The organism is Micromonospora sp. NPDC047740 (genome assembly GCF_043204735.1).
In the GTDB taxonomy this organism is placed as follows: Bacteria; Actinomycetota; Actinomycetes; order Mycobacteriales; family Micromonosporaceae; genus Micromonospora.
Map to the genome: position 1 here is coordinate 176862 of NZ_JBIDCT010000008.1, position 25515 is coordinate 202376.

At 72.8% G+C, this 25515-nt stretch carries 21 protein-coding genes and 1 tRNA gene; 13 read left to right on the forward strand and 9 right to left on the reverse strand.

Annotated features, from left to right (window positions below; translation table 11 throughout):
• Positions 1 to 66: 66 nt before the first annotated feature.
• The 3 genes from ACGF4F_RS16930 (at position 67) to ACGF4F_RS16940 (ending at position 2202) form a co-directional block, all read left to right on the forward strand.
• Positions 67 to 276: a DUF397 domain-containing protein gene (locus ACGF4F_RS16930; RefSeq protein WP_393078196.1), complete on the forward strand. Its 210-nt coding sequence runs from the start codon at positions 67 to 69 to the stop codon at positions 274 to 276.
• A gap of 115 nt (positions 277 to 391) precedes the next feature.
• Positions 392 to 874, forward strand: a complete 483-nt coding sequence (locus ACGF4F_RS16935) for an SRPBCC family protein (RefSeq protein ID WP_357439632.1) — start codon at positions 392 to 394, stop codon at positions 872 to 874.
• A 62-nt stretch (positions 875 to 936) separates the two neighbouring features.
• A complete protein-coding gene (locus ACGF4F_RS16940) occupies positions 937 to 2202 on the forward strand; it encodes a PQQ-binding-like beta-propeller repeat protein (protein ID WP_393078200.1) in 1266 nt (421 codons plus the stop codon).
• 85 nt (positions 2203 to 2287) lie between these two features.
• On the opposite strand, the gene hisC is transcribed toward ACGF4F_RS16940, so the two are convergent.
• The 4 genes from hisC to hppD all read right to left on the reverse strand — a co-directional run bounded on the left by hisC (position 2288) and on the right by hppD (position 6435).
• Positions 2288 to 3391, reverse strand: coding sequence for a histidinol-phosphate transaminase (gene hisC, locus ACGF4F_RS16945; protein WP_393078203.1), 1104 nt, complete (start codon positions 3389 to 3391; stop codon positions 2288 to 2290).
• Positions 3388 to 4365, reverse strand: a complete 978-nt coding sequence (locus ACGF4F_RS16950) for an RDD family protein (protein WP_393078206.1) — start codon at positions 4363 to 4365, stop codon at positions 3388 to 3390. Before ACGF4F_RS16950 ends, hisC begins: the two co-directional genes overlap by 4 nt.
• Positions 4366 to 4505: 140 nt before the next feature.
• Entirely contained in the window at positions 4506 to 5219 is a 714-nt protein-coding gene (locus ACGF4F_RS16955) for an RDD family protein (protein ID WP_393078209.1), read from the reverse strand.
• A 10-nt stretch (positions 5220 to 5229) separates the two neighbouring features.
• A complete protein-coding gene (gene hppD, locus ACGF4F_RS16960) occupies positions 5230 to 6435 on the reverse strand; it encodes a 4-hydroxyphenylpyruvate dioxygenase (protein WP_393078212.1) in 1206 nt (401 codons plus the stop codon).
• A 139-nt stretch (positions 6436 to 6574) separates the two neighbouring features.
• On the opposite strand from hppD, the gene ACGF4F_RS16965 reads away from it, so the two are divergent.
• From ACGF4F_RS16965 to ACGF4F_RS16975, 3 genes are all read left to right on the forward strand, one after another.
• Positions 6575 to 7072: an Lrp/AsnC family transcriptional regulator gene (locus ACGF4F_RS16965; RefSeq protein WP_357439647.1), complete on the forward strand. Its 498-nt coding sequence runs from the start codon at positions 6575 to 6577 to the stop codon at positions 7070 to 7072.
• A 152-nt stretch (positions 7073 to 7224) separates the two neighbouring features.
• Positions 7225 to 8622 carry a PQQ-binding-like beta-propeller repeat protein gene (locus ACGF4F_RS16970; RefSeq protein WP_393078438.1) on the forward strand — a complete coding sequence of 466 codons (1398 nt, stop codon included), beginning with the start codon at positions 7225 to 7227 and terminating at the stop codon, positions 8620 to 8622.
• A 67-nt stretch (positions 8623 to 8689) separates the two neighbouring features.
• Positions 8690 to 10357: a fumarate hydratase gene (locus ACGF4F_RS16975; protein ID WP_357439652.1), complete on the forward strand. Its 1668-nt coding sequence runs from the start codon at positions 8690 to 8692 to the stop codon at positions 10355 to 10357.
• A 56-nt stretch (positions 10358 to 10413) separates the two neighbouring features.
• Here the strand turns inward: ACGF4F_RS16975 and ACGF4F_RS16980 are convergent, their stop codons facing one another.
• Positions 10414 to 11949, reverse strand: coding sequence for a hypothetical protein (locus tag ACGF4F_RS16980; protein WP_393078215.1), 1536 nt, complete (start codon positions 11947 to 11949; stop codon positions 10414 to 10416).
• Between the two features lie 292 nt (positions 11950 to 12241).
• Here ACGF4F_RS16980 and ACGF4F_RS16985 point away from each other — a divergent pair, with 292 nt between their 5' ends.
• Complete coding sequence (locus ACGF4F_RS16985; protein ID WP_357439741.1) at positions 12242 to 15223, forward strand: BTAD domain-containing putative transcriptional regulator; 2982 nt, start codon at positions 12242 to 12244, stop codon at positions 15221 to 15223.
• Positions 15224 to 15280: 57 nt separating this feature from the next.
• On the forward strand, positions 15281 to 16690 hold the full coding sequence (locus ACGF4F_RS16990; protein ID WP_357439657.1) for a class II fumarate hydratase: 1410 nt from the start codon (positions 15281 to 15283) through the stop codon (positions 16688 to 16690).
• A 26-nt stretch (positions 16691 to 16716) separates the two neighbouring features.
• Here ACGF4F_RS16990 and ACGF4F_RS16995 read toward each other — a convergent pair whose 3' ends face one another.
• Positions 16717 to 17262, reverse strand: coding sequence for a CGNR zinc finger domain-containing protein (locus tag ACGF4F_RS16995; protein ID WP_357439660.1), 546 nt, complete (start codon positions 17260 to 17262; stop codon positions 16717 to 16719).
• Positions 17263 to 17347: 85 nt separating this feature from the next.
• On the opposite strand from ACGF4F_RS16995, the gene ACGF4F_RS17000 reads away from it, so the two are divergent.
• Positions 17348 to 18307 carry an EamA family transporter gene (locus tag ACGF4F_RS17000; protein ID WP_357439663.1) on the forward strand — a complete coding sequence of 320 codons (960 nt, stop codon included), beginning with the start codon at positions 17348 to 17350 and terminating at the stop codon, positions 18305 to 18307.
• A complete protein-coding gene (locus tag ACGF4F_RS17005; protein WP_393078220.1) occupies positions 18304 to 18999 on the forward strand; it encodes an HAD family hydrolase in 696 nt (231 codons plus the stop codon). Before ACGF4F_RS17000 ends, ACGF4F_RS17005 begins: the two co-directional genes overlap by 4 nt.
• A 144-nt stretch (positions 19000 to 19143) precedes the next feature.
• Here ACGF4F_RS17005 and ACGF4F_RS17010 read toward each other — a convergent pair whose 3' ends face one another.
• The gene (locus tag ACGF4F_RS17010) at positions 19144 to 20364 is read right to left on the reverse strand and encodes a hypothetical protein (RefSeq protein ID WP_393078223.1); all 1221 of its coding nucleotides are present in this window, start codon (positions 20362 to 20364) and stop codon (positions 19144 to 19146) included.
• A gap of 258 nt (positions 20365 to 20622) precedes the next feature.
• Positions 20623 to 21270, reverse strand: a complete 648-nt coding sequence (locus ACGF4F_RS17015) for a helix-turn-helix domain-containing protein (RefSeq protein WP_357439672.1) — start codon at positions 21268 to 21270, stop codon at positions 20623 to 20625.
• Between the two features lie 63 nt (positions 21271 to 21333).
• Between ACGF4F_RS17015 and cysS the strand changes: the two genes are divergently transcribed.
• Both cysS and rlmB read left to right on the forward strand, forming a co-directional pair.
• Positions 21334 to 22749, forward strand: a complete 1416-nt coding sequence (gene cysS, locus ACGF4F_RS17020; RefSeq protein ID WP_357439675.1) for a cysteine--tRNA ligase — start codon at positions 21334 to 21336, stop codon at positions 22747 to 22749.
• Positions 22749 to 23864 (forward strand): 23S rRNA (guanosine(2251)-2'-O)-methyltransferase RlmB, encoded by a 1116-nt coding sequence (gene rlmB / locus ACGF4F_RS17025; RefSeq protein ID WP_393078227.1) that lies wholly within the window; start codon positions 22749 to 22751, stop codon positions 23862 to 23864. Before cysS ends, rlmB begins: the two co-directional genes overlap by 1 nt.
• A gap of 63 nt (positions 23865 to 23927) precedes the next feature.
• Here rlmB and ACGF4F_RS17030 read toward each other — a convergent pair whose 3' ends face one another.
• On the reverse strand, positions 23928 to 25019 hold the full coding sequence (locus tag ACGF4F_RS17030; RefSeq protein WP_357439680.1) for a sn-glycerol-3-phosphate ABC transporter ATP-binding protein UgpC: 1092 nt from the start codon (positions 25017 to 25019) through the stop codon (positions 23928 to 23930).
• 366 nt (positions 25020 to 25385) lie between these two features.
• Between ACGF4F_RS17030 and ACGF4F_RS17035 the strand changes: the two genes are divergently transcribed.
• Positions 25386 to 25462, forward strand: a tRNA-Thr gene (locus ACGF4F_RS17035).
• The last annotated feature ends 53 nt before the right edge of the window (positions 25463 to 25515 follow it).

The window sequence follows — 25515 nt, forward strand, 5'->3', positions numbered from 1 at the left end:
CCGGGATCCGGTACGCCCCGGCAGTGCGGGCCGGGGCGCACCCGAGCGGAACAGGAGGGAACGAGGATGACCGAGCTGACCGGCGCCGTCTGGCGCACCAGCAGCCGCTCCAACGACCAGGGTCTCTGTGTCGAGGTGGCGACCAACGTGGTCGCCGCGTACGGCGTGGTGGGGGTGCGCGACTCGAAGGATCGGTGCGGGCCGACGCTGGCGGTCCGCCCGCTGGGCTGGACGGCGTTCGTCACCGCGATCCGGGCCGACGCGTTCCGTCGCTGACCTCCGCCCGCCGCACGCCTGGTGTCCCGCCCCGGGGGCACCGGTGGTGGAAATGTCACCCCAGGCTCCCCGTTTCCCGTTCACGCGCCGTACCGTGGACGACACGGGAGGTGCCATGTCGACGGTCACGGTTTCCGCATTCATCGAAGCGCAGGATGTCGAGGTCTGGCGGCTCCTCACCGATCTGCCCGCGCGCGCCCGTTGGCTCTCCGCCGTCGGCGCGGTCGACGTCCTCACCCCCGGCGACTTCCGGCCCGGCACCGCCTGGCGGGAGACCCGGGTCCGGCCGGACGGCGCCGAGGCGCCGGAGGAGTTCGTGGTGGTCGAGGCGGTCGCCCCGGGACGGCTGGTGCTCAGCTCGCGGGGTGCCGGCGCGGACTACCGGATCACCTGGACCCTGCGGACGGTCGAGCGCCGGCGGCGTGGCTGCACCGAGGTCACCGTCGAGCAGGAGGCCGTGCCGACCGCCCGATACGGCCGGATGCTGGCCCTGATCCTCGGCGGCCTGGCCGCCCGCGCCGTGGAGGGGGCGCTCCGGCGGGACCTCGCCGACCTGGCGCAGGCCGTCGGGCCCACCCGCTCGGCAGAGGCCGCCTGACCCGCCCCACCTCGCTGGGACCTGGCGCCGTCGGTCGGTAGGGTGCCGGGCGGAGGTGCGGCATGAGGTGGCCCGAGCGGCGGCGGTGGATCATGGTGGCGCTCGCGGCGGTGCTGGCCGTCGGCGCGGCGGCCGCCGTGGCCTACCGGGTGCTCGCGCCCGCCGAGGTCGACACGGTCGCCCGGAGCGCGTACCCGCCGGCGCCGAGCCCGCAGACCGGGGTGATCGGCCGCCTGCCGGTGGCGCCGCTGGTCGTGGACGGCCGGCTCCGTGTCTACGCCGGCAACCGCCAGGTGTACGCCGACCAGCCGGTCGACGGGCAGCACCGGGTGACCCCCTTCTGGTCGTACCGCCGCTGGCCGGCGCAGCTCGTCGGGGTGCTCGCCGACGACACCACCGTGGTCAGCCGCTGGTCGGACGGGCTCCTCGTGGCGCTCGACGCGCGTACCGGACGGGTCGCCTGGCGGGCCGACGGGCCGGTGCCGGGAGGGGTGTCGAAGCCCCGCCGGACCTACGCCTCGACCGTCTGGGACCCGACCGGCCTGTACGCCACCCGTACCGCCGACGGCCGGCGGGTGCTGGTCGCGGCCGGCCCGGGCCGGGTCGGCGGGTACGACCTGGCCGACGGCCGGCGGCTCTGGCGGGCCGACGTCGGCGGCGACTGCCGTACCGAGGTGGGGACCACGGTGGCCGGCGAGCTGCTCGCGGTGGACGCCTGCGACGGCCCGGCGCGGGTCGAGTTCCGGGACGCCGCCACCGGCGCGGTACGTACCCGCTGGCAGCCGCTCGGCGGCCCGGAGGACCTGATGGTGGTCCCCGTGGGCTGCCGGGACGGGCACTCGAACTGTCGGGGGCTGCGGGTCTCCGGCCCTGGCGACGACACCGGCCGGGGCTGGCTGGTCGGCCCGGGCGACCCGGTCGCCGTGCCCGCCCTCGACGGCACGGACACCGAACTCGACGGCGAGTGGGCTGTCGGCACGTCGGCGGGGCTGATCACGGGCCGCTCCGCGCGCACCGGCAAGGAGCTGTGGCGGCGGGCGGACCTGGGGCCGGTACGGATCATCGCGGTCGAGCCGGGCCGGGTGCACCTGCTGACCGAGCGGAACGAGCTGGTCACCCTCGATCCGGCGACCGGTGTGGAACGGTCCCGCTTCGTCCTGGACCTCGGCCACGACGGGGTCGGCTGGATGCCCGGCCGGGCGTACGCGGCGGACGGCTACGTCGCCGTGGAGCGGGTCCGGCAGCGGGCGACCCCGGACGACGACGACCGGGCGTACTACCTGATGCCGGAGGCGGTGCTGCTGGCGGCGACGGGAACGTCCCCCTGACCGCCGGCTCCGCCGACCGCTGCGGGGGCGGCCGAGCCGGCGGTGCGGTCCGCGGGGGCCCCGCAAGGCCGGGGCCCTCCTTCCGTCAGGTCAGCGCCGCCTCGGCGGCGGCCAGGAAGGCGTCGTTCTCGGCCGGGGTGCCGATGGTGACCCGGACCCCGTCGCCCGGGAACGGCCGGACGATCACGCCCCGCGCCTCGCACGCCCGGCCGAACTCGACGGCCCGCTCGCCGAGCGGCAGCCAGACGAAGTTGGCCTGGCTGGTCGGCACGTCCGGGACGAGCTTGCGCACCGCCTCGGTGACCCGGTCCCGCTCCGCGACGACCAGTGCGCAGCGGCGCTCGACCTCGTCGGCTTGGGCCAGCGCGGCGAGCGCGCCGGCCTGGGCGGCCAGGCTGGTGGAGAACGGCGTGACGACCTTGCGGACGGCGGCGGCCACGCTCGGTTCGGCGACCAGCCAGCCGATTCGCAGGCCGGCCAGCCCCCACGCCTTGGAGAGGGTGCGCAGCACGGCCACGTTCGGGCGGTCCAGGTAGCTCAGGCCGTCCGGCACCTCCGGGTCCGTCACGAACTCCCGGTACGCCTCGTCGATCACCACGAGCACGTCGTCCGGCACCGTGTCGAGGAACCGGTCCAGCTCGGCCTTGCGGACCGCCGTGCCGGTCGGGTTGTTCGGGTTGCAGACCAGGATCATCCGGGTCCGGTCGGTCACCGCCGCCGCCATCGAGGCCAGGTCGTGGCCGTGGCCGGCGTCGTTCGGCACCCGCACGCTGGTCGCGCCGCTGGTCGCCGCGATGATCGGGTACGCCTCGAACGACCGCCACGAGTAGAGCAACTCGTCACCGGGGAGGCAGGTGGCCCGGACCAGGTGCTCGGCCAGCGCCACCGAGCCGCAGCCGGTGGCGATCCGGTCGGGGTCCACGCCGTACCGTTCGGCGAGAGCCTGGCGCAGCGCCACCACGCCCATGTCCGGGTAGCGGTGCGAGCCGGCCATCGCCTCGGCGACCGCCTCCACCACGCCCGGCAGCGGGCCGTATGGAACCTCGTTGCTGGCCAGCTTGATCGCCTCGGGCAGGCCCAGCTCGCGGGCCAGGTCGGCCGGGCTGCGCCCGGGCACGTAGCTGGGCAGCGCGTCCAGGTCGGCGCGGGTCAGCCGCAGCGGAGGCTGGTGACGTCCGGTGTCGGTCATGGGGTGTCTCCCGGGGGATTGGCGCTGTCGCGCGAGGTGCTACGGGTTTCGGGCCTGATGCGGGGGAGTTGGACCACCACGGTCTGCGCCCGCTTGTCGTGCAGCGCCTGGCGCAGCGGCTGGTCGAAGAGCGGGGAGACCGCGTCGACGAACTGGAGCAGCAGGCCGAAGCCGCAGCAGTACCAGAGCAGCGTCGGCAGGCCGAGGGTGCTCCACCGCCGGGTGGCCCGGCCGAAGCCGAGCGGCTGGTCGGCCTCGATCGGCAGCGCCCGGACGCCCATCACCCGCTTGCCGAAGGTCTGTCCTCGGGCGGCCATCGAGGGCACCTCATACGCGTACCAGAGCGCGGTAGCGATCAGCAGGATGACGATCTGCAGCGCGGCGGCCTGTTCGCCCGGCTGGGGCAGCCCGTCGGTGGAGGTCTCCCCGGCCAGTGACCGGCGCACCGACTCGCGCAGGTACGGCGAGATCTCCTCGATGTAGCGCCAGACGAACCAGCCGTTCACCACGACGTTGAGCAGGAACACCACGCCGAGGTCGATCAGCCGGGCGACGAGCCGCGCGCCGTACGACGCGAGCGGCAGCCCGTGCGGCTGCGGCGCGGGCGGGCGTACCGGCCAGGTCGGGTACGGCCAGCCCGGCGGCGGCCCCGCCGGCTGGCCCGGTCCGCTCGGCTGCCCCGGCCACTGGGCCGGCCCGCTGACCGGCTGCCCGGGGTACGGTCCGACGGTCGGCTGCCCGGGGTACGGCCCGCTGACCGGCTGCCCTGGATGCGGCGCGGTGGAGGGCTGGCCCGGGTACGGGGCCGGGGTGGTGGGGGCCGGCGCGGCAGCGGGGGACGGCTCGGGCGGCGGCGGGCCCTCGGGCGGGGTGGTGTCGACGGGGATCGGCGCGCCGATCCAGCCCTCGCCGTCCCAGTACCGTCGGGTCTCGGGGTCGGCGGGGTCTACGTGCCAGCCGGGTTCCACGCTCACGGTCGTGCCTCGTTGCGCTCGCTCACGGTGCCATCTCAGTTCGCGACTGCGGGGCTCGCAAACCCGGCTCACTCCTCACGCTCACGGTGCCGTCTCAGTTCGCGACTGCGGGGCTCGCAAACCCGGCTCACTCCTCACGCTCACGGTGCAACCTTAACGACGACGGTTCCGGCGAACTTGTCGTGCAGGCACTGCTGCCAGGGCTTGTCCCAGAGCTGCCAGAAACCGTCGAGGTAGCTGGCGAAGGGCACCAGCGAGCCGGCGACGAACTCCACCAGGTACCGCTTGCCCAGCGCGCCCCGGGTCAGGGTGGCGCCCAGCTCGACCGGGACGATGCGGATCTTCATCACCTTCTTGCCGAGCGTCTGGCCGGTCCGGTGGGCGTACTCCACGTGGTAGAGCCAGTAGAAGACGAGCAGGAGCGCGAAGATCCCCAGCTCGGCGAGGAGCACCGGCAGGAAGACGTCGGTGATGAGCACCGACGGGTCGGGCTCGACCACCGTCCCGTCCGGGCCGGGCGGCGGCATCTGGTCCACCATCCGGACCACCAGCCAGACGAAGACCGGCAGGAAGAGCACCATGGCGAGGATGCTCGCCACCGCGGTGTCGATCAGCCACGCGAGCAGCCGGTCGGTGAAGCTGGCGAGCGGTTGACCGTTCGGCGCCAGCGCCGGCGGCACGAATCCCGGGTACGGCGGATGCGCGGGCGGGGGATAGCCCGGCAGCCCGGCGTACGCCGGCGGGGCGTACTGCGCGGGGGGCGCGTACGGCGGTCCGGAAGGCGGCGCGAAGCCGCCGCCCGCGGGCGGGGGCCCGGCGGGCGGCGGAGACGCGTTCGAGGGAGGCTGGGTCACGCGGACAGTGTTACAGGTTGCCGCGCTTCTCCTGCTCCCGCTCGATCGCCTCGAACAGTGCTTTGAAGTTGCCCTTGCCGAAGCCGAGCGAGCCGTGCCGCTCGATCAGCTCGAAGAAGACCGTCGGACGGTCCTGCACCGGCTTGGTGAAGATCTGGAGCAGGTAGCCGTCCTCGTCCCGGTCGACCAGGATCTTGCGGGACTGCAGTTCCTCGATCGGCACCCGCACCTGGCCGATCCGGGCGCGCAGCTCCGGGTCCTCGTAGTAGGAGTCCGGGGTGTCGAGGAACTCGACGCCGGCGGCCCGCATGGCGTCGACGCTGGCCAGGATGTCGTTGGTGGCCACGGCGATGTGCTGGGCACCCGGCCCCTGGTAGAACTCCAGGTATTCGTCGATCTGCGACTTCTTGCGGGCGACGGCCGGCTCGTTGAGCGGGAACTTCACCTTGCGGGTGCCGCTCGCGACCACCTTGCTCATCAACGCCGAGTAGTCGGTGGCGATGTCGTCGCCGATGAACTCGGCCATGTTGCTGAAGCCCATGACGCGCTTGTAGAACTCGACCCACTCGTCCATCCGGCCCAGCTCCACGTTGCCGACCACATGGTCGACGGCCTGGAAGAAACGCTTCGGCTGGATGCCGGCGTCGATCATCGGCTGCCGGTCCACGATCGGCCTGCGGGCCACGAAGCCGGGCAGGAACGGGCCGGTGTAGCGGGACCGGTCGACCAGGGTGTGCCGGGTGTCGCCGTACGCGGCGATGGCCGCCAGCCGGACGGTGCCGTGCTCGTCGGTGACGTCGTGCGGCTCGACCAGGCCGGTCGCGCCCTGCGCGGTGGCGTGCGCGTACGCGGCGTCCACGTCCGGCACCTCCAGCGCGATGTCGGAGACGCCGTCGCTGTGCTTCGCCACGTGCTCGGCGCCCTCGGCGTCCGGGCGGACCGCGCCGGTCAGCACGAATCGGGCCGAGCCGCTGACCAGCACGTACTGGGCGTGGTCCCGGTAGCCCTGCTCCGGGCCCCGGTACGCCACGCAGGTCATGCCGAACGCGGTGGAGTAGTAGTGGGCGGCCTGCTTGGCGTTGCCCACCAGGAAGTGCACGTGGTCGAGACCCTTGACCGGGAACGGGTCCCGGCTGATGTCGTGGTCGACGGCGCCGACGAGGGCGTCGACGTCGACCTCCTCGGTCGACTGGGGTCGGTCGATCGCCTGGGTCATGGTGGCCTCCCTTGCGTACCGGCCGGCCTGGTGGGCCGCCGTTGACTGCTGTTGTGGCGAGGATTGCTTTCCCGCCGCCGGTTGGGCAATAGTTGCCAGAATTGCTGGTCAGCTTGTGCATTCCGTAAAGTGAAACCCCATGAACGCTGGTCAGGATGTACAGCTCGACGAGTTGGATGCGCGGTTGATCGAACTGCTCGCCGAGGAGCCGCGGATCGGGGTGCTGGAGTGCTCCCGCCGACTCGGCGTGGCCCGGGGCACCGTCCAGGCCCGGCTCGACAAGCTGGCCGACCGGGGGGTGATCGCCGGCTTCGGCCCGGACATCGCCCCGGCCGCGATCGGCTTCGGGGTGACCAGCTTCGTGACCCTGGAGATCAGCCAGCGGCACGGCCACGATCCGGTCACCGCGCACCTGGCCGCCATCCCCGAGGTGCTGGAGGCGCACACCATCACCGGCTCCAGCGACCTGCTCTGCCGGATCGTGGCCCGGTCGAACACCGACCTGCAGCGGGTGATCGACCAGATCGTCTCGTCGGAGGGGATCCGGCGCGCCTCCACGATCATCGCGCTCGCCGAGCAGATCCCCTACCGCACGCTTCCCCTGGTCCGCTCCGCCGCCCGCCGGGCCCCGGCCTGACGCCTTACGCGGTCCGGCGCCCCTCTTAACACGCTGGCCGGCTTAGAAACCGGCGCGACACGCAGCCGCGCGGGCTCGGCGGCGCGGTGATCGTCGCTACCGTGTGCGGTGTGAAGGGCCTTGGCGTACGCGGCTGGTTGCTGCTGGGGCTCATCACCGTGATCGTGCTCGCCGCCACCGGCGTGTGGAACCCGTTCCCGACCATGTGGGACTGGGTCGACCGGAGCGAGCCGATCGCCGAGCCGGACGTGGTCTGGCAGCAGCGGGTCGGCGGCACCCCGAAGAGCGTCACCATCGCCGGCGACACCGTCGTCGTCGAGCAACGCACCCGGGTCGAGGCGCGCAGCCTGGCCACCGGCACCCAGCTCTGGGAGCGCAAGGCGGACTGGGCGGCGGTCGCCGGCGGCGACCGGGACCCGGTCGTCGCCGTGGGCAAGCTCCTCGTGAAGGGGTACGAGCTGCTCGACCCGACCAGCGGCGCGGTGCGCCGGAGCGACGACCGGGCGGTGGCGGTCTGGACCTACCGGAACCTGTTGCTCGACGCGCGCTGCGCGGACGCCACCGACTGCACGCTGAGCGCCTGGGAACCGCGCGGCACCAAGCCGCTGTGGACCGCGTTCCTGCCCGGCGTGCACAGCGGGCTGCTCGCCGACAACCCGGACCTGCTCGGCACCCGGCGGCTGAGCGCCCCTCGGATCGACGGCGGCGTGGCCGGGCCGGAGGACGTCCCGCCGTTGCTCGGCTTCCCCGTCGACGGGCGGGTGCACGTGGTGGACACGGCCACCGGCCGGGTGCTGCAGAACGTCCAGCCCGGCCGGGAGGAGCGGCTGGCCGTGATCGGCGGCCGGCTGCTCCGGATCAACGCCACCTCCCGCGACGGCAGCTGCTACTTCGCCGTCTCCGCCGTCGACCCGGCGACCGGCCAGCAGGTGTGGCAGCGGAGCGGGGTGAACCTGCGGACCGCGGACTACGCCGGCTGCGTGCAGCGGGAGGACCCGCAGGGCGCCCGGAACGTGCTGATCGGGGTCGCCCCGGACGGCCGCGAGGCGGTGCTCGACGGGTACGACGGCCGGCTGCTCCACGTCGGCGCGGACGGTGAGAAGCTGCTCGCCGTCGACGACCGGTACGCGCTGGTGCGCACCGCGGACAAGCGCTCGATCCTCGGCCGGGAGCTGTCGGTCGACCGGAACCGGTGGACCCGGGCCGCCGGATCGAAGAGCGGGGCGGCCCTCACCCCGTACGCGGCGGTGATCGGCGAGGAGAAGCCGTCCCGGTTGATCGCGGTCGACCCGCGTACCGGACGGGAGCTCGCGGTGCTGCGTACCTCGGCGAACGCCCTGGCGGTCGGCCCGAACGGCATGATCATCGGGGAGGGTCGGGAGATCGGGTACGTCCGCTGGGGCGCCGGGACGTCGGCGGGGCCCCCGCCCGTCGACGGGGGCAGCGTCCCCGGCCCGAACCCGGGCGGCAGCACCTCCGACCCCCCGTCGGATCAGGGGAACTGCGGACCGAAGCGGGAGCTGTGCGACTCGCCGGGCGACGGCGGGTGAGAGCGGCATCCCAGGACGCCCCCGGCGGGTGCCACCGATCGACGCCGCTGCCCTAGGCTTTTCCGTCATGAGCAGTGCCGCCGCGTTCTCGTACGCCCCCTTGCTGCCGACCGGTCCCGACCACACCGAATACCGCCTGGTCACCGACGAGGGCGTCGACGTCGTCAACGGCCCGGGTGGCCGTCGCTTCCTCACCGTGGAGCCCTCCGCGCTGACCGCGCTGACCGCCGAGGCGATGCACGACATCGCCCACTTCCTGCGCCCGGCGCACCTGGCCCAGCTCCGGTCGATCATCGACGACCCGATGGCCTCGCCGAACGACCGGTTCGTCGCGCTGGACCTGCTGCGCAACGCCAACATCGCCGCCGGCGGCGTGCTGCCGATGTGCCAGGACACCGGCACCGCGATCGTGATGGGCAAGCGCGGCCGGCACGTGCTCACCGACGGCACCGACGCCGAGGCCATCTCACGCGGCGTCTACCAGGCGTACACCCGGCTGAACCTGCGCTACTCGCAGCTCGCCCCGCTGACCATGTGGGAGGAGCGGAACACCGGCAGCAACCTGCCCGCCCAGGTGGAGCTCTACGCCGAGGACCCGGACGGGCACCCGGACGCGTACAAGTTCCTGTTCATGGCCAAGGGCGGCGGGTCGGCCAACAAGTCGTACCTCTACCAGGAGACCAAGGCGCTGTTGAACCCGACGCGGATGATGCAGTTCCTGGAGGAGAAGCTGCGGCTGATCGGCACCGCGGCCTGCCCGCCCTACCACCTGGCCATCGTCATCGGCGGCACCTCCGCCGAGTACGCGCTGAAGACCGCCAAGTACGCCTCCGCCAAGTACCTGGACGCCCTGCCCACCTCCGGCTCGATGAGCGCGCACGGCTTCCGTGACCTGGAGTTGGAGGCCGAGGTGCTGGAGCTGACCCGCAACTTCGGCATCGGCGCGCAGTTCGGCGGCCGCTACTTCTGCCATGACGTGCGGGTGGTCCGGCTGCCCCGGCACGGGGCCTCCTGCCCGGTGGCGATCGCCGTCTCCTGCTCCGCCGACCGGCAGGCCGTCGCCAAGATCACTCCGTCCGGGGTTTGGCTGGAGCGGCTGGAGACCGACCCGGCGCGCTACCTGCCCGACGTGACCGATGCGCAGCTCGACGCGTCCGAGGTGGTCCGGGTCGACCTCAACCGGCCGATGGACGAGATCCGCGCCGAGCTGTCGAAGTACCCGGTGAAGACCCGGCTGTCGCTGACCGGCCCGCTGGTGGTGGCCCGGGACATCGCGCACGCCAAGATCGCCGAGCGGCTGGACGCCGGTGAGCCGATGCCGCAGTACCTCCGCGACCGCGCCGTCTACTACGCCGGTCCGGCCAAGACTCCCGAGGGCTACGCCTCCGGCTCGTTCGGCCCGACCACGGCCGGCCGGATGGACGCGTACGTGGAGAAGTTCCAGGCGGCCGGCGGGTCGATGGTGATGCTGGCCAAGGGGAACCGCTCCGCCCAGGTCACCCGCTCCTGCCAGCAGCACGGCGGCTTCTACCTCGGCTCGATCGGCGGCCCGGCCGCCCGGCTCGCTCAGGACTGCATCAAGCACGTCGAGGTGCTCGAATACCCCGAGCTCGGCATGGAGGCGATCTGGAAGATCGAGGTGGAGGACTTCCCCGCCTTCATCGTGGTCGACGACAAGGGCAACGACTTCTTCGCCGAGGTCACCAAGCCGGTGCTCACCGTCGGCCGGCGCTGACGCGGACGTAGGCGAAAAAGGGGCGCCGGGCGGGCCTGCCGGCGCCCCTTTTGTCGTCACCCCGCTTCCGGCACCCAGAAGAAGGTCCAGGCCTCGGCCGAGGGCAATCCGTCCGCGGTCCGGCTGCGGACGTACAGGAAGTACACGTCGGAGACTTCCGGCGTGATGGTCACCCGTGCGATGCCGTCCGCGTCGGCGCGGACGGTGATCTCCTCGCCCTCGTTGAGCCGGTAGGTGTACTCGACGACGTTCCCCATGCCCGGCGCGAAGGTGATCCGACGTGGCGTACCGGCCGGTGCCTCCGGGTCCTCGTCGGTGATCGTCGGCGCGGTGAAGCGGACCCGGAACTCGTAGACCGTGTCCTCGGAGGAGTTCCCGGCCTTGTCGACGCTCTGCACGACGAGCCGCCTCGGTCCGTGCAGCATCGGTGCGTAGCTCACCGTCGCCGACCGGCCCGACGGGTCCACTGGGACGAAGTGCGAACTCAAACCGGGTTCGCCGTAGCTGAAGCCCGCCAGGTCGTCGGCGTCGGCGGTGAAGGTGAAGCTGCCCGGGATGCCGGGCCCGCCGGCCTCCGAATCGCCTCCGGCCGGGTAGTCGGTGGAGGTGACGGTCGGCGCAGCCGGCGCCTCCGTGTCGACGGTGAACCGGCACTCCGGCGACCAGTCCGAGCTGTCGTGCTGGTCAGACGCCCGCACCGAGAAGGCGTAGGTGTTCCCGTGGATGAGCCTGCCCGCCGGGAGTTGGTAAACGTACCGGGACGGGCTGGACTGACCGTCGAGGGTCGCCTCCGTCCGCTCGGCCGGCCGGTCGACCGGCCACCAGGCGAAGGTCGCCGCCACCTGGTCGTGGCCGCCGGTCTCGTTGACGTCCGGGTCGGAGACACTGGCCCGGAGTGTCGGCCTGGTGTTACGGATCATTAGCGGGCTATCGCACGCCGTGCCGTCGACCATGAGCTGGTCGGGAACGTTCGGCGGGGTGTTGTGGTCTAGGGAGATGCCGACGTTCTTGATCCGGCGGCCGTAGTGCTTGCTCTCCTCGTGGTCGTCGCCGATCCGCGCCATCAGCGTGAGCTGGTCCTGCCCGTCCGCCACCGCCTGGCGCACCGCCTCGGTGATCATCACCCCGATGAAGCTGCTTCCGCAGGGCAGGTCGGGGTAGGCGATGTCCGCCACCTTCTCCCGTACGTTCGGCGCGGTGTTCCAGGTCGGGGCGGTGGTGGGCGGGTCGGTCCGCCACAGCTCGATCTCGCGCGGCTTGTCGCAGTCGTTGACCTTCGACTCCCCGGTGATGGCGCGGGCCGAGACGACCCGCTGCCCTCGGTAGGGCGTCAGGTCGAAGGTGAAGTAGGCCCGGGCGGTGTGCTTGGCCCCGTCGGCCTCCCAGGTGCCGACCGGAACGGTGTCGCCGGAAGGGGAGAAGGACCTGGTCGGCTGGCGGGCGTCGGTCCACGCGACGCTGGCCGGGGTGACGTAGTCGACCATCGCCGCCGCTGGTTGCCCGGTCACGGCCAACAGGCCGCCGGTGGCCAGTAGGAGAGCGCCGGCCGTCGTGGCCGCCCGCCGCGCCGATCCCCCGTGTCGAATCGACATGAAGCCTCCGAGTGAGATGCGCAATGATGTGATGATCTTAAGTTCGTCGAGCAACGGGGCCTCGGGTCCGGCGCTCACCCGTCGTCAGGTGCATGGCGACATCGGTGCGCCCGCCCGGAAAGCGCGCCCGGACGGGCGCACCGCCCCCGTCGGATGTCGTCACCGACAACCGTGACGAGTCTGCGGGCTGGCGCTGTCGATCCGCTATCACATCGCTATCGTCCGGGCGCGGCAATCTGTGACCGTCGGGCTACCCTGCTGGAAGTTGCACAGGAAGGCGTACGGGGAGCAGATGCGGTTCGGGATCCTGGGGCCCCTGCGGGTGGGTGGTGGCGAGGCCACCGTCACCGCGGGACGGGACCGGACCGTGCTCGCCATGCTGCTGCTGCGTGCCGGCCGGGTGGTGTCCGTCGAGGAGCTGGTCGACGCGGTCTGGGAGGAGAGCCCCCCGGCCACCGCCCGCGCCCAGCTCCAGATCTGCGTGTCGCGACTGCGGCAGCGGCTCGCCCTGCTCGGGCTGCCCGCGGAGACCATCGTCACCGACCCGGTCGGCTACGGCATCCGGATCGATCCGGCCGATCTGGACGCGGAGGTCTTCGCCCGTGCGGTCGAGGCCGGTCGGGCCGCGGTGGCCGGCGGACAGCCGACCGAGGCGCGCCGGCACTACCGGACCGCGCTCGCGCTCTGGCGCGGCCCGGCCTTGAGCGGCATCGCCAGCCGGCGCGTACGGCGCCGGGCACTGGCCCTCGACGAGCAGCGCATCGCCACCCTGGAGGAGTGCGTCGACGTCGAACTGCGTCTGCACCGGGCAGCCGACCTGATCGACGAGCTGACCGAGAGCGTGGACCGGCATCCGCTGCGGGAGCGGCTGCGCGGCCAGCTCATGCTCGCCCTGTCCGCGGTCGGCCGGCAGGCGGACGCCCTCGCCGTCTATCGTGAGGGCCGCCGCATCTACGCCGAGGAGCTGGGCATCGAGCCCGGTGCCGCGTTGCAGGAGCTGCACCAGCGGGTGCTCGCGGGCGACCTGGCGTTCGGTGGCCAGGAGAGTCGCCTCACCCTGCCGGTCCGCTCGCTGCCCCGGGCGATCGGCGACTTCACCGGGCGGCAGGAGACGGTGGCCCGGCTGGTACGGGAGATCGAGGAGGACGGGGCCCGGATCCAGCTGATCGACGGGATGGCCGGCAGTGGCAAGACCACCCTGGCCGTGCACGTCGCGGCCGTGCTCGGCGACCGTTATCCCGACGCGCAGCTCTTCCTCGACCTGCACGGGCACAGCGAGCGCAGCCCGCTGACCCCGGCGGCGGCGGTGGCGATGCTGCTCCGCCAGCTCGGCGTGCCGCCCGAGCGAGTGCCGCTCGAACTGGACGACCGGCTGGCGATGTGGCGCAGCGAGCTGGCCAACCGGCGAGCCGTGGTGGTGCTCGACAACGCGGCCGACACCGCGCAGGTGGCGCCGCTGCTGCCCAACGGGCCGGACAATCTGGTCCTGATCACCAGCCGACGTCGGCTGATCGGGCTCGACGACGGGCGGCCCTCGTCGCTGCCGGTGCTGGCGCCCGGCGAGGCGGTCGAGCTGCTCGCCCGGATCGCCGGCCCGGAGCGGGTCGCCGCCGAACCGGACGCCGCCGCCGAGGTGGCCCGCCGCTGCGGTCACCTGCCGCTGGCCATCCGGCTGGCCGGCGCCCGCCTGGCCCACCGTCCCGCCTGGCGGATCGCGGACCTGGCCGAGCGCCTGGCCGGTGGGCGGAACCCGCTGGCCGAGTTCGCGGCTGGGGACCGGTCGGTGGGGCAGGCTTTCGCCCTGTCGTACGCCCAGGTGCCGCCCGGCGCGCAACGGATGTTCCGGCTGCTCGGGCTGCACCCCGGCGTACGGTTCGACAACCGGGTGGCCGCCGCCCTCGCGGATCTGTCCGTCTACGAGGTTCAGGATGTGCTGGACGAACTGGTCGACGCCCACCTCACCGAGGAAGCGGAGCCGGGCCGGTATCGGCTGCACGACCTCATCCGGGAGTACGCCCGGCTCCTGCTCGCCGAGCCGGACCGGGCCGAGGAACGGCGGGACGCCCTGCGCCGGCTCCTGGACCACCACCTGTATGTGGCCGCCGAGTTGGCTCGTCAGATCGAGTGGGCGACCAGCCGGCTGGCCCTGCGGCTGCCTGAACCGTCCCGTCCCGACCTGGTCGCCGCCTCGGTCGCCCAGGGGCGGAGCTGGTTCGACGAGAACCGGGCGCTGCTGCCGGCGCTGGCCCGGCTGGCCGCGGCCGAGGGGTTCCTCCGGCACTGCTGGCAGCTCGCCCGGGCGAGCTGGCGGGCCCAGTTCGACGGTGGTCACCTCGACGAGCTGATCGAGATGCACGACGTCGGCCGGCGGGCTGCCGAAAGCCTGGGCGACGACGAGGCGCTCGCGACGATGCTGAACTACCTCGCCTCGGCGTACTTCCGGCGGGCCCGGTTCGCGGAGGCCATCGACCTGATGGAGACGGCCGTCGACCTCTGGCGCCGACTGGGGCTCCCGCACGAGGTACGCAACACGCTTGGCAACCTCAGCGTCTCCCACACGATCAACGGTGACGCCCGCCGCGGCGCGGAGTGCTTCGCGGCCGCGCGGGCCATGTTCCAGGGACCGGACGATCTTGCTGCCATGGCCGTCCTGCTGAACAACCTGTCCTTCGCCCACTTCATGGCCGGCCGGTACGACGAGGCGCTGCGGATCAGCCGGCGGCATCTCCTGCTCGCCCGGCAGGTCGACGACGCCCGGCAGTTGGCCCACGCGATCGCCCACCTGGGGATGATCCGGAATCGCCTGGGCCACGGGAAGCCGGCCCGCCGGCTGCTCCGCATGGGGCTCCGCCTCAAGCGGAAGTCGGGCAACCAGGTGGGCGTGGGCGAGGTGCTCAACGAGTTCGGCCTGATCGAGCGCCACGCCGGGCGGCCCGAGGCGGCCGCCTCGCTGCACCGGGACGCGCTGGTGAAGATGATGGAGGTGGGGGACCGGATCGGGCAGTGCGCCTCGCGGAACCTGCTGGCACAGGCCATCCTCGACCAGGGGGACGTGGCGAGCGCGCTCGACCTGCACCGCCGGGTGCTGGCGGACGCCACCAGGCTGAAAGTCCGTTACGAGCAGGCCAAGGCGCTGGACGGCATCGCCCGCTGTCTGCGCGACACCGACCCGCAGCAGGCCCGCACGCACGCGAGCCGGGCGCTGGCCCTGTTCCGTCAGATCGAGTCGCCGGACCAGCGGCGTACCGAGCAGTTGCTGGCCGAGCTGGGCTGAGCCCCGGGGCCGGCGCGGGCGGAGCTTTCGCTGCGAGTCGGCGACCCGCGCGGCAGGATGGTACGCGTGACGACTCCAGAGGCGACCGGCTACCGGATCGAACGCGACTCGATGGGCGAGGTGGAGGTCCCAGCCGAGGCGTTGTGGCGGGCGCAGACCCAGCGTGCGGTGCAGAACTTTCCGATCTCGGGGCGGGGCCTGGAACCGGCCCAGATCAAGGCGCTGGCGCAGATCAAGGGGGCCGCCGCCCAGGTCAACGGCGAGCTGGGGGTGATCGGGGCGGACGTGGCCGAGGCGATCACCACCGCCGCCGCGCACGTGGCCGACGGCGGCTACGACGACCAGTTCCCGGTCGACGTCTTCCAGACCGGCTCCGGCACGTCGTCCAACATGAACGCCAACGAGGTGATCGCCACGCTGGCCAGCCGGGAGCTGGGCCGGAACGTGCACCCGAACGACGACGTCAACGCCTCGCAGTCCAGCAACGACGTGTTCCCGACGTCGATCCACCTGGCCGCCACCCAGTTCGTGGTGGAGGATCTGATCCCTTCGTTGAAGCACCTGGCCGGGGCGCTGGAGGAGAAGGCAGCCGAGTTCGAGACCGTGGTCAAGGCGGGGCGTACCCACCTGATGGACGCCACCCCGGTCACCCTGGGCCAGGAGTTCGGCGGGTACGCCGCCCAGGTCCGCTACGGCATCGAGCGGCTGGAGTCCGCGCTGCCGCGGCTGGCCGAACTCCCGCTCGGCGGCACCGCCGTCGGCACCGGCATCAACACCCCGCTCGGCTTCGCGGGCCGGGTGATCGAGAAGCTGCGCGAGTCGACCGGGCTGCCGCTGACCGAGGCGCGCAACCACTTCGAGGCGCAGGGTGCGCGGGACGCGCTGGTGGAGACCTCCGGCCAGCTCCGCACCATCGCGGTCGGCCTGTACAAGATCGCCAACGACATCCGCTGGATGGGCTCCGGCCCCCGGGCCGGCCTGCGGGAGCTGCGCATCCCCGATCTCCAGCCCGGCTCGTCGATCATGCCGGGCAAGGTGAACCCGGTGGTCGCCGAGGCGATGCGGCAGGTCTGTGCACAGGTCATCGGCAACGACGCCACCGTCGCGTTCGCCGGTTCGCAGGGCGACTTCGAGCTGAACGTGATGCTCCCGGTGATGGGCCGCAACCTACTGGAGTCGATCAAGCTGCTGGCCGCGTCGAGCCGCCTCTTCGCCGACCGCCTGGTGGTCGGCCTGGTCGCGGACGCCGAGGTCTGTCTGGCGTACGCCGAGGGCTCACCGTCGATCGTCACCCCGCTCAACCGCCACCTCGGCTACGACGAGGCCGCCTCGATCGCCAAGGAGGCGCTGGCCAGGCAGGTGTCGATCCGGGAGGTGGTGCTCTCCCGGGGACACGTCGCCTCGGGCAAGCTCAGTGAGGCCCAGCTCGACGAGGCCCTGGACCTGCTCCGGATGACCCACCCCTGACCGGGGCTCCGGATCGTGCCGGCCGGTCAGGAGTGGGCCGCCGCCTTGCGGGCTCGGTAGGCGCTCACCGCCGCACGGTTGCCGCAGCCGGTGTCGCAGAACCGGCGGGACCGGTTCTTCGAGAGGTCGACCAGTACCTTGTCGCAGTCCGGGTGGTCGCACAGGCGTAGCCGGCTGAGCTCACCCGTGCGGACCAGGTCGGCCATCGCCATGGCGGCCTCGACGGCGATCCGGGTCGCCAGCGGCGCGTCGCGCGGCACGGCGTGCAGGTGGTACGGCTCGCCGTCGTGCCGGATGAGCTGGGGCAGCGCGTGCGACTCGCGGAGCAGCCCGTTGACGATGGCCACCACCTCGTCGGTGTCGGCGTACCAGATCCGGCGGAGCCGGGGGCGCAGCGCGCGGACCTCGCGCAGCTCCGCGTCGGTGTGCTCGTGCCGGCCGGTCCAGCCGTGCGCGGCGATGAACTCGTCGAGGGCGGGCACGTCGGGCAGGCCCTCCCGGTCCGGCCCGGCGGTGTTCACCAGTCCTGCGGCGGCGACCAGGCCACACTCGGTGTCATGGGCGAATAGCAACTTGACTCCTGTCAGGATGCCGGCCTAGCGTCATCAGCATAACCATGTTTCACCAATGACCGGTCGTTCGATCAAGGAGCTGTCGATGCGTGAACGGTCCGGCGTCGGCCTCGGCCTGGCCCTGCTCTCCGCGCTCACGTTCGCCACCTCGGGCACCTTCGCCCGTTCCCTGATCGCCGGCGACTGGTCCGCCGAGGCGGTGGTGCTGGCCCGGGTCGGCATCGCGGCGCTGGTGCTGGCCGTGCCGGCGCTGCTGGCGCTGCGCGGGCGGTGGCCGGTGCTGCGGCGCAACGCCGGCACGATCGTCGTGTTCGGACTGCTCGGGGTGGCGGTGGCCCAGGCGTGCTTCTTCAACGCGGTCCGCTACCTGCCGGTCGGTGTCGCGCTCCTGCTGGAGTATCTGGGCATCGTGCTGGTGGTCGGCTGGATGTGGCTGGTCCACGGCCAGCGGCCCCGACTGCTCACCGTGATCGGGTCGCTGACCGCGCTCGGCGGGCTCGTGTTCGTGCTGGACCTGACCGGCGCCGGACGGCTCGACCCGATCGGGGTGCTCTGGGGGCTTGGCGCCGGGGTCGGGCTGGCCGGCTACTACGTCATCGCCGGTCGGGTCGACGCCGCGCTGCCGTCCGTGGTGATGGCGAGCGGCGGGATGGCCATCGGCGCGCTGGCACTCGCCCTGCTCGGCATGGCCCGGCTGCTGCCGCTGCGGGCCGACACCGCCGACGTCACCTTCGCCGGACACCAGGTGAGCTGGCTGGTGCCGATCGCCGGGCTGTCGTTGATCGCCGCGGTGGTCGCGTATCTGGCCGGGGTCGCGGGAGCCCGGCTGCTCGGCGCGCGCCTGTCCTCCTTCGTCGGGCTGACCGAGGTGATGTTCGCGGTGCTGATCGCCTGGCTGGTGCTGGCCGAACTGCCGACGGCTGTCCAGTTGCTCGGCGGGGCCTTGATCGTGGTCGGGGTCGCCCTGGTCCGGCTGGACGAGCTGCGCACGCCGGAGGCGGTCCCGCCGGCCCCGACCGAGCCGGCGCTGGCCGGCGAGCGGTGAGCGAACCGCGTACCGCGGTCGTCTTCGACGCCGACGAGACCCTGATCGACCTGCGCCCGGCGGTCACCGGCGCGCTGGTGGCCGTACTCGAGGAGATGCGGCGGTGGGCCCCGGCGGCCGCGGGGGTCTCCCTGGCGGACCTGGAGTCGGACTGGGGTGCGGTGTTCGGCGCGCTGAGCGCCGCGCCGGTGCAGGAGATCCGCCGGGCTGCGCTGGCCCGGTCGCTGGCCCGGGCCGGCCTCGACGAGCACCTGGACGAGTTCGCCGCGCTCTTCTTCGCCCGCCGCTTCGCGCTGAGCCGGCCGTTCCCGGACGCGGTGCCCGCGCTGGCCGCGCTGCGCCCGCGGCACCTGCTCGGCCTGGCCACCAACGGCAACAGCCGCGCCGAACGCTGCGGGCTCGCCGGCCAGTGCACCTTCGAGCTGTACGCGCACGAGAACGGCCTGCCGAAGAAGCCCGCGCCGGAGTTCTACGCCGCCGTGGTGACGGCGGCCGGACTGCCGCCCGAGCGGATCGTGTACGTCGGGGACTCGCCAGAGCACGACGTGGTGGCGGCGCAGCGCGTCGGACTGCGCGCCGTCTGGCTGAACCGGGCCGGCCTGCCCCGCCCCCCCGGGTTGACCCCGGACGCCGAGGTGCCCACGCTCGCCGACCTCCCCGACCTCCTCCTCGACCTCCTCGCCCGCCCCTGACTCGTCCCCCGGCCCTCAGCCGCACCCTCCCGCCGCGGGGCCCGCGCCGGGTCCGCGACCGTGGACCGTGTCGGCGATGTGGCGGTATCCAGGTGCCCGGGATACCGCCACATCGACGTTTCGGCGCATCTCACGCTCGCCCCCCTAGGCGACGAGCGCGGCCCGGACCTCGCGGACCACGGCGGGGAAATCCCGGTGCAGGCGGTGGCTGGTCACGTGCAGCACCAGCCAGCCGCCACCGACGAACTGGTTGAGCCGTTGCCGGTCGCGGTGCAGCTGGTCGGCGTCGGCGTGCCACGTGCCGTCGTATTCGACGGCGACCCGGAACTGCGGCCAGGCCAGATCAGGATGCAGGACCAGCCCGGAGTCGAACCGGACCGGGTGCTGCGCGACCGGTCGCGGCAACCCGGCCAGCACCAGGCGGACCCGTAGGTGCGACTCCGGCGGTGACTGCGCCGCCGGATCCGCCAACCCGAACACCCAACTCGCGCGTCGGCCACCGGGTCGTCCAGCGTTGCGGTCCGCTGTGTCGGCGAGTGTGCTCCGGCTGACCATGCCTTGAGCCAGCAGCGCGTCGAGGATGCCGACCGCCCGCACCGGGTCGGCCCACACCGCAGTCTCCCAGGCACACGCCGCCGGGCCGCTGCGCGGCACCCAGGACGAACGGCCAGGGCGAATCGGGTCTGCTCCGACCTGACCGGCCCGACGGGCGACGGGCGGGGCAGCCCGCCTGACCGGTCGAACGGAGGTGGCGCGCGCCGACGTCGGAATGGACCGGTTGGCGTTGTCGATCCGACCGGCGGCGATGCTCGCGGTGCTCGTCCGACCGGCGGCGATGCTCGTCTGGTCGGTGGTGCGGCCAGAGGTGCTCGTCTGGTCCGCGGTGCGGCTTCGGGCGCTCGTCTGCCCAGTGGTCGTGGCGGCGATCTGTGTCCGGTCGGCGCTGCTGCTGGCGGTGCCCGGCACCCCGGCGGTGGCGCTGCCGGCGATGACGAGGCCTGCGCAGGTGGGGGACACGTCCGGACGGATGCGATGGACCCGGATGCCAGGCTGGGAGTCGGCACGGGCCATCGGCGGCAGCAGAACGTGCACGTCGTCCGCGAAACCAGCGGCGTGCGTCACGCCGTGCAGGTACGCGGCCGAGGGCCCGGCGATCAGCGTGCCCGGCGGCAGCCGGATCAGGGCGGCCCGGCAGGCCAGCGCGTGGTCACGGTCGAACCGGGCGTCGGCGTAGACGTCGTGCCGGATGCGGAGCCAGGATGCGCCCCGGAGCTGATGCCGGGTCAGCAGCCCACGCTGGACCACGTCCGAGCCACGGAAGACCTGCCAGGCCAACTCGGCCGGCCGGTGCGGATGAGGAGGCATGGGAACAAGCCTGGCGGCGCAGCGCGGGCGAGGGACATCCCTGTGGACAACCGTGGCCGGTCTCGCTGCCCCGCCCTGTAGACAACCGCCACACCGCCCGCACTTTGTGCTAGGGGCCCCTGGGTGGCCACCGCCTTCATTCCGGGGGCTCCCGGCTCTGTCGCCGGTTCGGCGGTGTCCGGCCCCCGGGTCGCTGACCTTGCGGTATCCGACCCGGGGGATACCGCCGCTTCGCCGATCAGGCGGGGCCAGGCAGCGTCAGGCGAGGGCGGTGGCGATCGCCTGGGCGGCGACGGTGACCTGCTCGCCGACCACCGCCACGTCGAGCGGGGCCAGCGACACCACGCCGACGCTCGCCTCCAACCCGGGCACGCCGAGCACCGGCGCGGCCACTCCGTACGCCCCGGACTGCAGTTCGCCGCTGGTGCTCACCGGGCCGGCGGCGCCCGACCGGCCGGCGAGGATGGCCCGCCCCGCGGCGCCCCGCTCCAGCGGATGCCGGGACCCGGTCCGGTACGCCACGTGGAACGACGTCCAGCTCGGCTCCACCACCGCGAGGGCGACCCCCTCACCTCCCTCGACCACGGTCAGGTGGGCCGTCGCCCCGCTCTGCTCGGCCAGCCGCCGCAGCGCCGGCAGGGCGCCCTCGGCGAGCAGTGGTTGGGCGCGGCGGGCCAGGTGCAGCACGCCCGCACCGAGCCGGAGCTTGCCCGCACCGTCGCGCCGCAGCATGCCGTGCCCGGTCAGCGCGCCGACCAGCCGGTAGACCGCCGCCCGGCCGATGCCCAGCCGGTTCGCCGCCTCGGTGACCGTCAGTCCGCCGGGCGCGTCCGCGACCAGGTGCAGCAGGCGCAGCCCCCGGTCCAGGGTCTGGGCCGTCTCTCCCGCCCGTGCCGCCGTGTCCACAGCACGCAGCGTACGACCGGCTCCGCACAACCTCGAAATGTCGCGGACGGCTACCCTTGTACGGTGACGCTACGCCTGTATGACACCGCCGCCCGATCGGTGCGGGACTTCGTCCCGCGGGAAACCGGCAAGGTGGGGGTCTACCTGTGTGGTCTCACCCTCCAGGCCCCGCCGCACATCGGCCACCTTCGCTCCGGCGTCAACTACGACGTGCTGCGGCGCTGGCTGCTCGCCTCCGGCTTCGAGGTGACCTTCATCCGCAATCTGACCGACATCGACGACAAGATCCTGGTCAAGGCGGTGGAGCAGGAGCGGCCGTTCTGGTCGATCGCGTACGCCAACGAGCAGATCCTGGGCGAGTCGTACCGGGCGTTGAACGTGCTGCCGCCGACTTACGAGCCGCGGGCCACCGGGCACATCCCGGAGATGCACGAGCTGATCGCCCGGCTGATCGAGACCGGGCACGCCTACCCGGCCACCGACGGCTCCGGCGACGTCTACTTCGACGTGGCCTCCTGGCCGGCGTACGGGTCGCTGTCCGGGCAGTCGCCGGAGGACATGCAGCCTGCCGGGGACACACCCGAGCGGGGCAAGCGCGACCCGCGCGACTTCGCCCTGTGGAAGGGCGTCAAGCCGGACGAGCCGGCGGACGCGTACTGGCCGTCGCCGTGGGGCCGGGGCCGGCCCGGCTGGCACATCGAGTGCTCGGCGATGTGCTGGCGCTACCTGGGCGCGGAGTTCGACATCCACGGCGGCGGGCTCGACCTGACCTTCCCGCACCACGAGAACGAGATCGCCCAGTCGCAGGCGGCCGACCTGGCGTTCGCCCGCTACTGGGTGCACCACGGGCTGCTCAGCATCGGCGGCGCCAAGATGGGCAAGTCGCTGGGCAACACCCTCGACCTGGACTACGTGGCGTCCCTCGGGGTGCGCCCGGTGGAGTTGCGCTACTACTACGTCGCCGCGCACTACCGGTCCCGCATCGACTACTCCGAGGACTCGCTGCGCGACGCCGCCGTCGCGTACCGGCGGATCGAGGGTTTCGTGCAGCGCGCGGCCGAGCGGGTCGGCGGCGGGCAGCGCGGCGAAATGCCGGCCGGCTTCGCCGCCGCGATGGACGACGATCTCAACACCTCGGCCGCCCTGGCCGTGCTGCACGAGGTGGTCAAGGACGGCAACAGCGCGCTGGCCGCCGGCGACGATGTGACCGTCCGCACGACCCTGGCCGCCGCCCGGGCGATGCTGGATATCCTCGGCGTCGACCCCTTGGACCCGGCCTGGACCGGCGGTGGCCGCGCGAGCGACCTGCGCGGCGTGGTGGACTCCCTGATCGCGCTGGCCCTGGAGCAGCGCGCCCAGGCCCGCAGCCGCAAGGACTGGGCCGCCGCCGACGCCGTACGCGACCAGCTCAAGCAGGCCGGCGTGGTGGTCGAGGACACCCCCCAGGGCCCCCGTTGGACTATTGGAGAGCAGGACTGATGGCCGGCAACTCGCAGCGCCGTGGCCGACGGCTGACGCCGAAGGCTGGTGCGCCGAAGGGCTCCGGCGGCAAGGGGCGGGACGCCCTCGCGGGCCGTGGCCGCACCCTGCCCGCCGACGAGCGACCCTGGCACAAGGCATACTCGGGCACCGAGAAGCTGCCCCAGCGCACCGCCTGGAAGCAGGAGAAGGAGCGCCGCTCGGCGGCCGAGGAGGGGCGCGCCCCCAAGATCGGCCAGCCGGGCAGCAAGGACACCACCTGGGGCAAGGGCAGCCGCGCCGGCGTCCCGGTGAAGGGTGGCAAGGGCAAGCCGGCCGCCCGGGGCGGTCCCCGGGTCGCCCCGGGCCGCCGGTCCAACCCGGCGAAGGACAGCCCGGAGCTGCTGGTCGGACGGAACCCGGTGCTCGAGGTGCTGCGCGCCCAGGTGCCGGCCACCGCCCTCTACCTGGCGCAGGGCATCGACATCGACGACCGGGTCAACGAGATCATCCGGACGGCCGCCGACCGGGGCATCGCGCTCCTGGAGGTCAGCCGGGCCGAGCTGGACCGGATGACCGGCGGGGTGCTGCACCAGGGCGTCGGCCTCCAGGTCCCGCCGTTCGCGTACGAGCCGTTCGAGGACCTGATGGCGGCGGCGCTGGAGCAGGCGTGCCCGCTGCTGGTCGCGCTGGACGGGGTCACCGACCCGCGCAACCTCGGCGCGGTGATCCGGTCCGCCGCGGCGTTCGGCGCGCAGGGCGTCTTCGTACCCGAGCGGCGGGCGGCCGGGATCACCGCGACCGCCTGGCGGACCAGCGCCGGCGCGGCCGCGCGGGTGCCGGTCGCCCAGGTCACCAACCTGACCCGGTCGCTGAAGGCGTGCAAGGACGCCGGCTTCGTGGTGGTCGGCCTGGACGCCGACGGCGAGACCGACCTGTACGACCTGGAGGCCGCGGTCGGCCCGCTGGTCGTGGTGGTCGGCTCGGAGGGCCGCGGGCTGTCCCGGCTGGTCGGCGAGACGTGCGACCTGACCGTGCGCATCCCGATGGTCTCCGACGTCGAGTCGCTCAACGCCAGCGTCGCCGCCGCGGTCACCCTCGCCGAGGTCGCCCGGCGCCGCGCCGTCGAGGTCTGACGCCCTTCCCGGAAGACGCGAAAAGGGGCGGTCCGCCGTGGCGGACCGCCCCTTTTACGTACGTCAGATCCGGCTGCCGGTGGCGGCGTGGAAGACGTGGCTGCGGCCCTGGCGCGGCTTGACGAACACGGTGTCACCCATGTTCGGCATGGTGCGGCGGTCGGTCCGCACCACGAACCGCTCGGAGCTGCCGCCGAGCGCGGCGTGGCCGTAGACGTTGGCGTCGGAGCCCAGGTCCTCGACCAGCTCGACCACGACCGGCATGCCGCCCTCGGTCGGGCTGACCAGGTCGCAGTCCTCCGGCCGGAAACCGACGGTGACCTTGCCGTCGCCGCCCTCGGCCTTGGCCGCCTCGACCTGCTCGCGGGTCAGCGCCACGTGCATCTCGGCGAACTCGGCGCCCTGCTCGGTCAGCGGCACCGTCTTGATGTTCATGGCCGGGGAGCCCATGAAGCCGGCGACGAAGACGTTGGCCGGGGTGTCGTAGAGCGCCCGCGGGGTGTCCACCTGCTGGAGGACGCCGTCGAGCATGACCGCGACCCGGTGACCCATGGTCATGGCCTCGACCTGGTCGTGGGTCACGTACACGGTGGTGACGCCCAGCTTGGCCTGGAGCGACGCGATCTGCGTACGGGTCTGCACCCGGAGCTTGGCGTCGAGGTTCGACAGCGGCTCGTCCATGAGGAAGACCTGCGGCTCCCGGACGATCGCGCGGCCCATGGCGACCCGCTGGCGCTGACCACCGGAGAGCGCCTTCGGCTTGCGGTTGAGGAAGTCCTCGAGCTGGAGCAGCGCCGCCGCCTCCTTGACCCGCCGGTCGATCTCCGACTTCGAGGTCTTGCGCAGCTTGAGCGCGAACGCCATGTTCTCGTACACCGTCATGTGCGGGTAGAGCGCGTAGTTCTGGAAGACCATCGCGATGTCGCGGGCCTTCGGCGGCAGGTGGGTGACGTCCCGGTCGTCGATGTAGATGGCGCCGTCGTCGACGTCCTCGAGGCCGGCGAGCATCCGCAGGCTGGTGGACTTGCCGCAACCTGACGGGCCGACCAGGACGAGGAACTCCCCGTCGCCGATCTCCAGGTCGAGCTTATTGACGGCGGGGCGCTCGGTGCCCGGGTAGATCCGGGACGCCTTCGCGTAGGTGACCGTAGCCATGGTGGAGCGCTTCCTTTCACCGGCAGGAACGTGCCGGACGATCCGAGTGGAAGGAGCGACCGGCACCCACGGTGCCGGCCAACGGGCGGTCACCCCAGGCAGCCGAGGCGGACCGGAGGTGTCGTCCGTGTCACTGCACGGTAAACGGGTTTTCCGATCGTGCCAAGACGGGGTGCGTGGGATGGGACGGACCGCATACACATTCCGGTCAGTCGGGCACGCCGAGGCATCAATCCCCACGGCTGTCGGGCGGCCCGGTGTCGATACGTCGGCGTCGAGGTCACGAAATTGACGTTTTCCGTGCTCGGGAGCCCTGCGGAACGGGATTTCCGGGCCTCAGTCGCTATGCTGACCACGGCACCACGCGCCCCTGTAGCTCAGCTGGCCAGAGCACTCGCCTTGTAAGCGAGATGTCGCCGGTTCGATCCCGGCCGGGGGCTCCAATTCCACCAGGCATTTCGTGGCGGTGGCCGCCACGAGACGGCCGGATGACAGC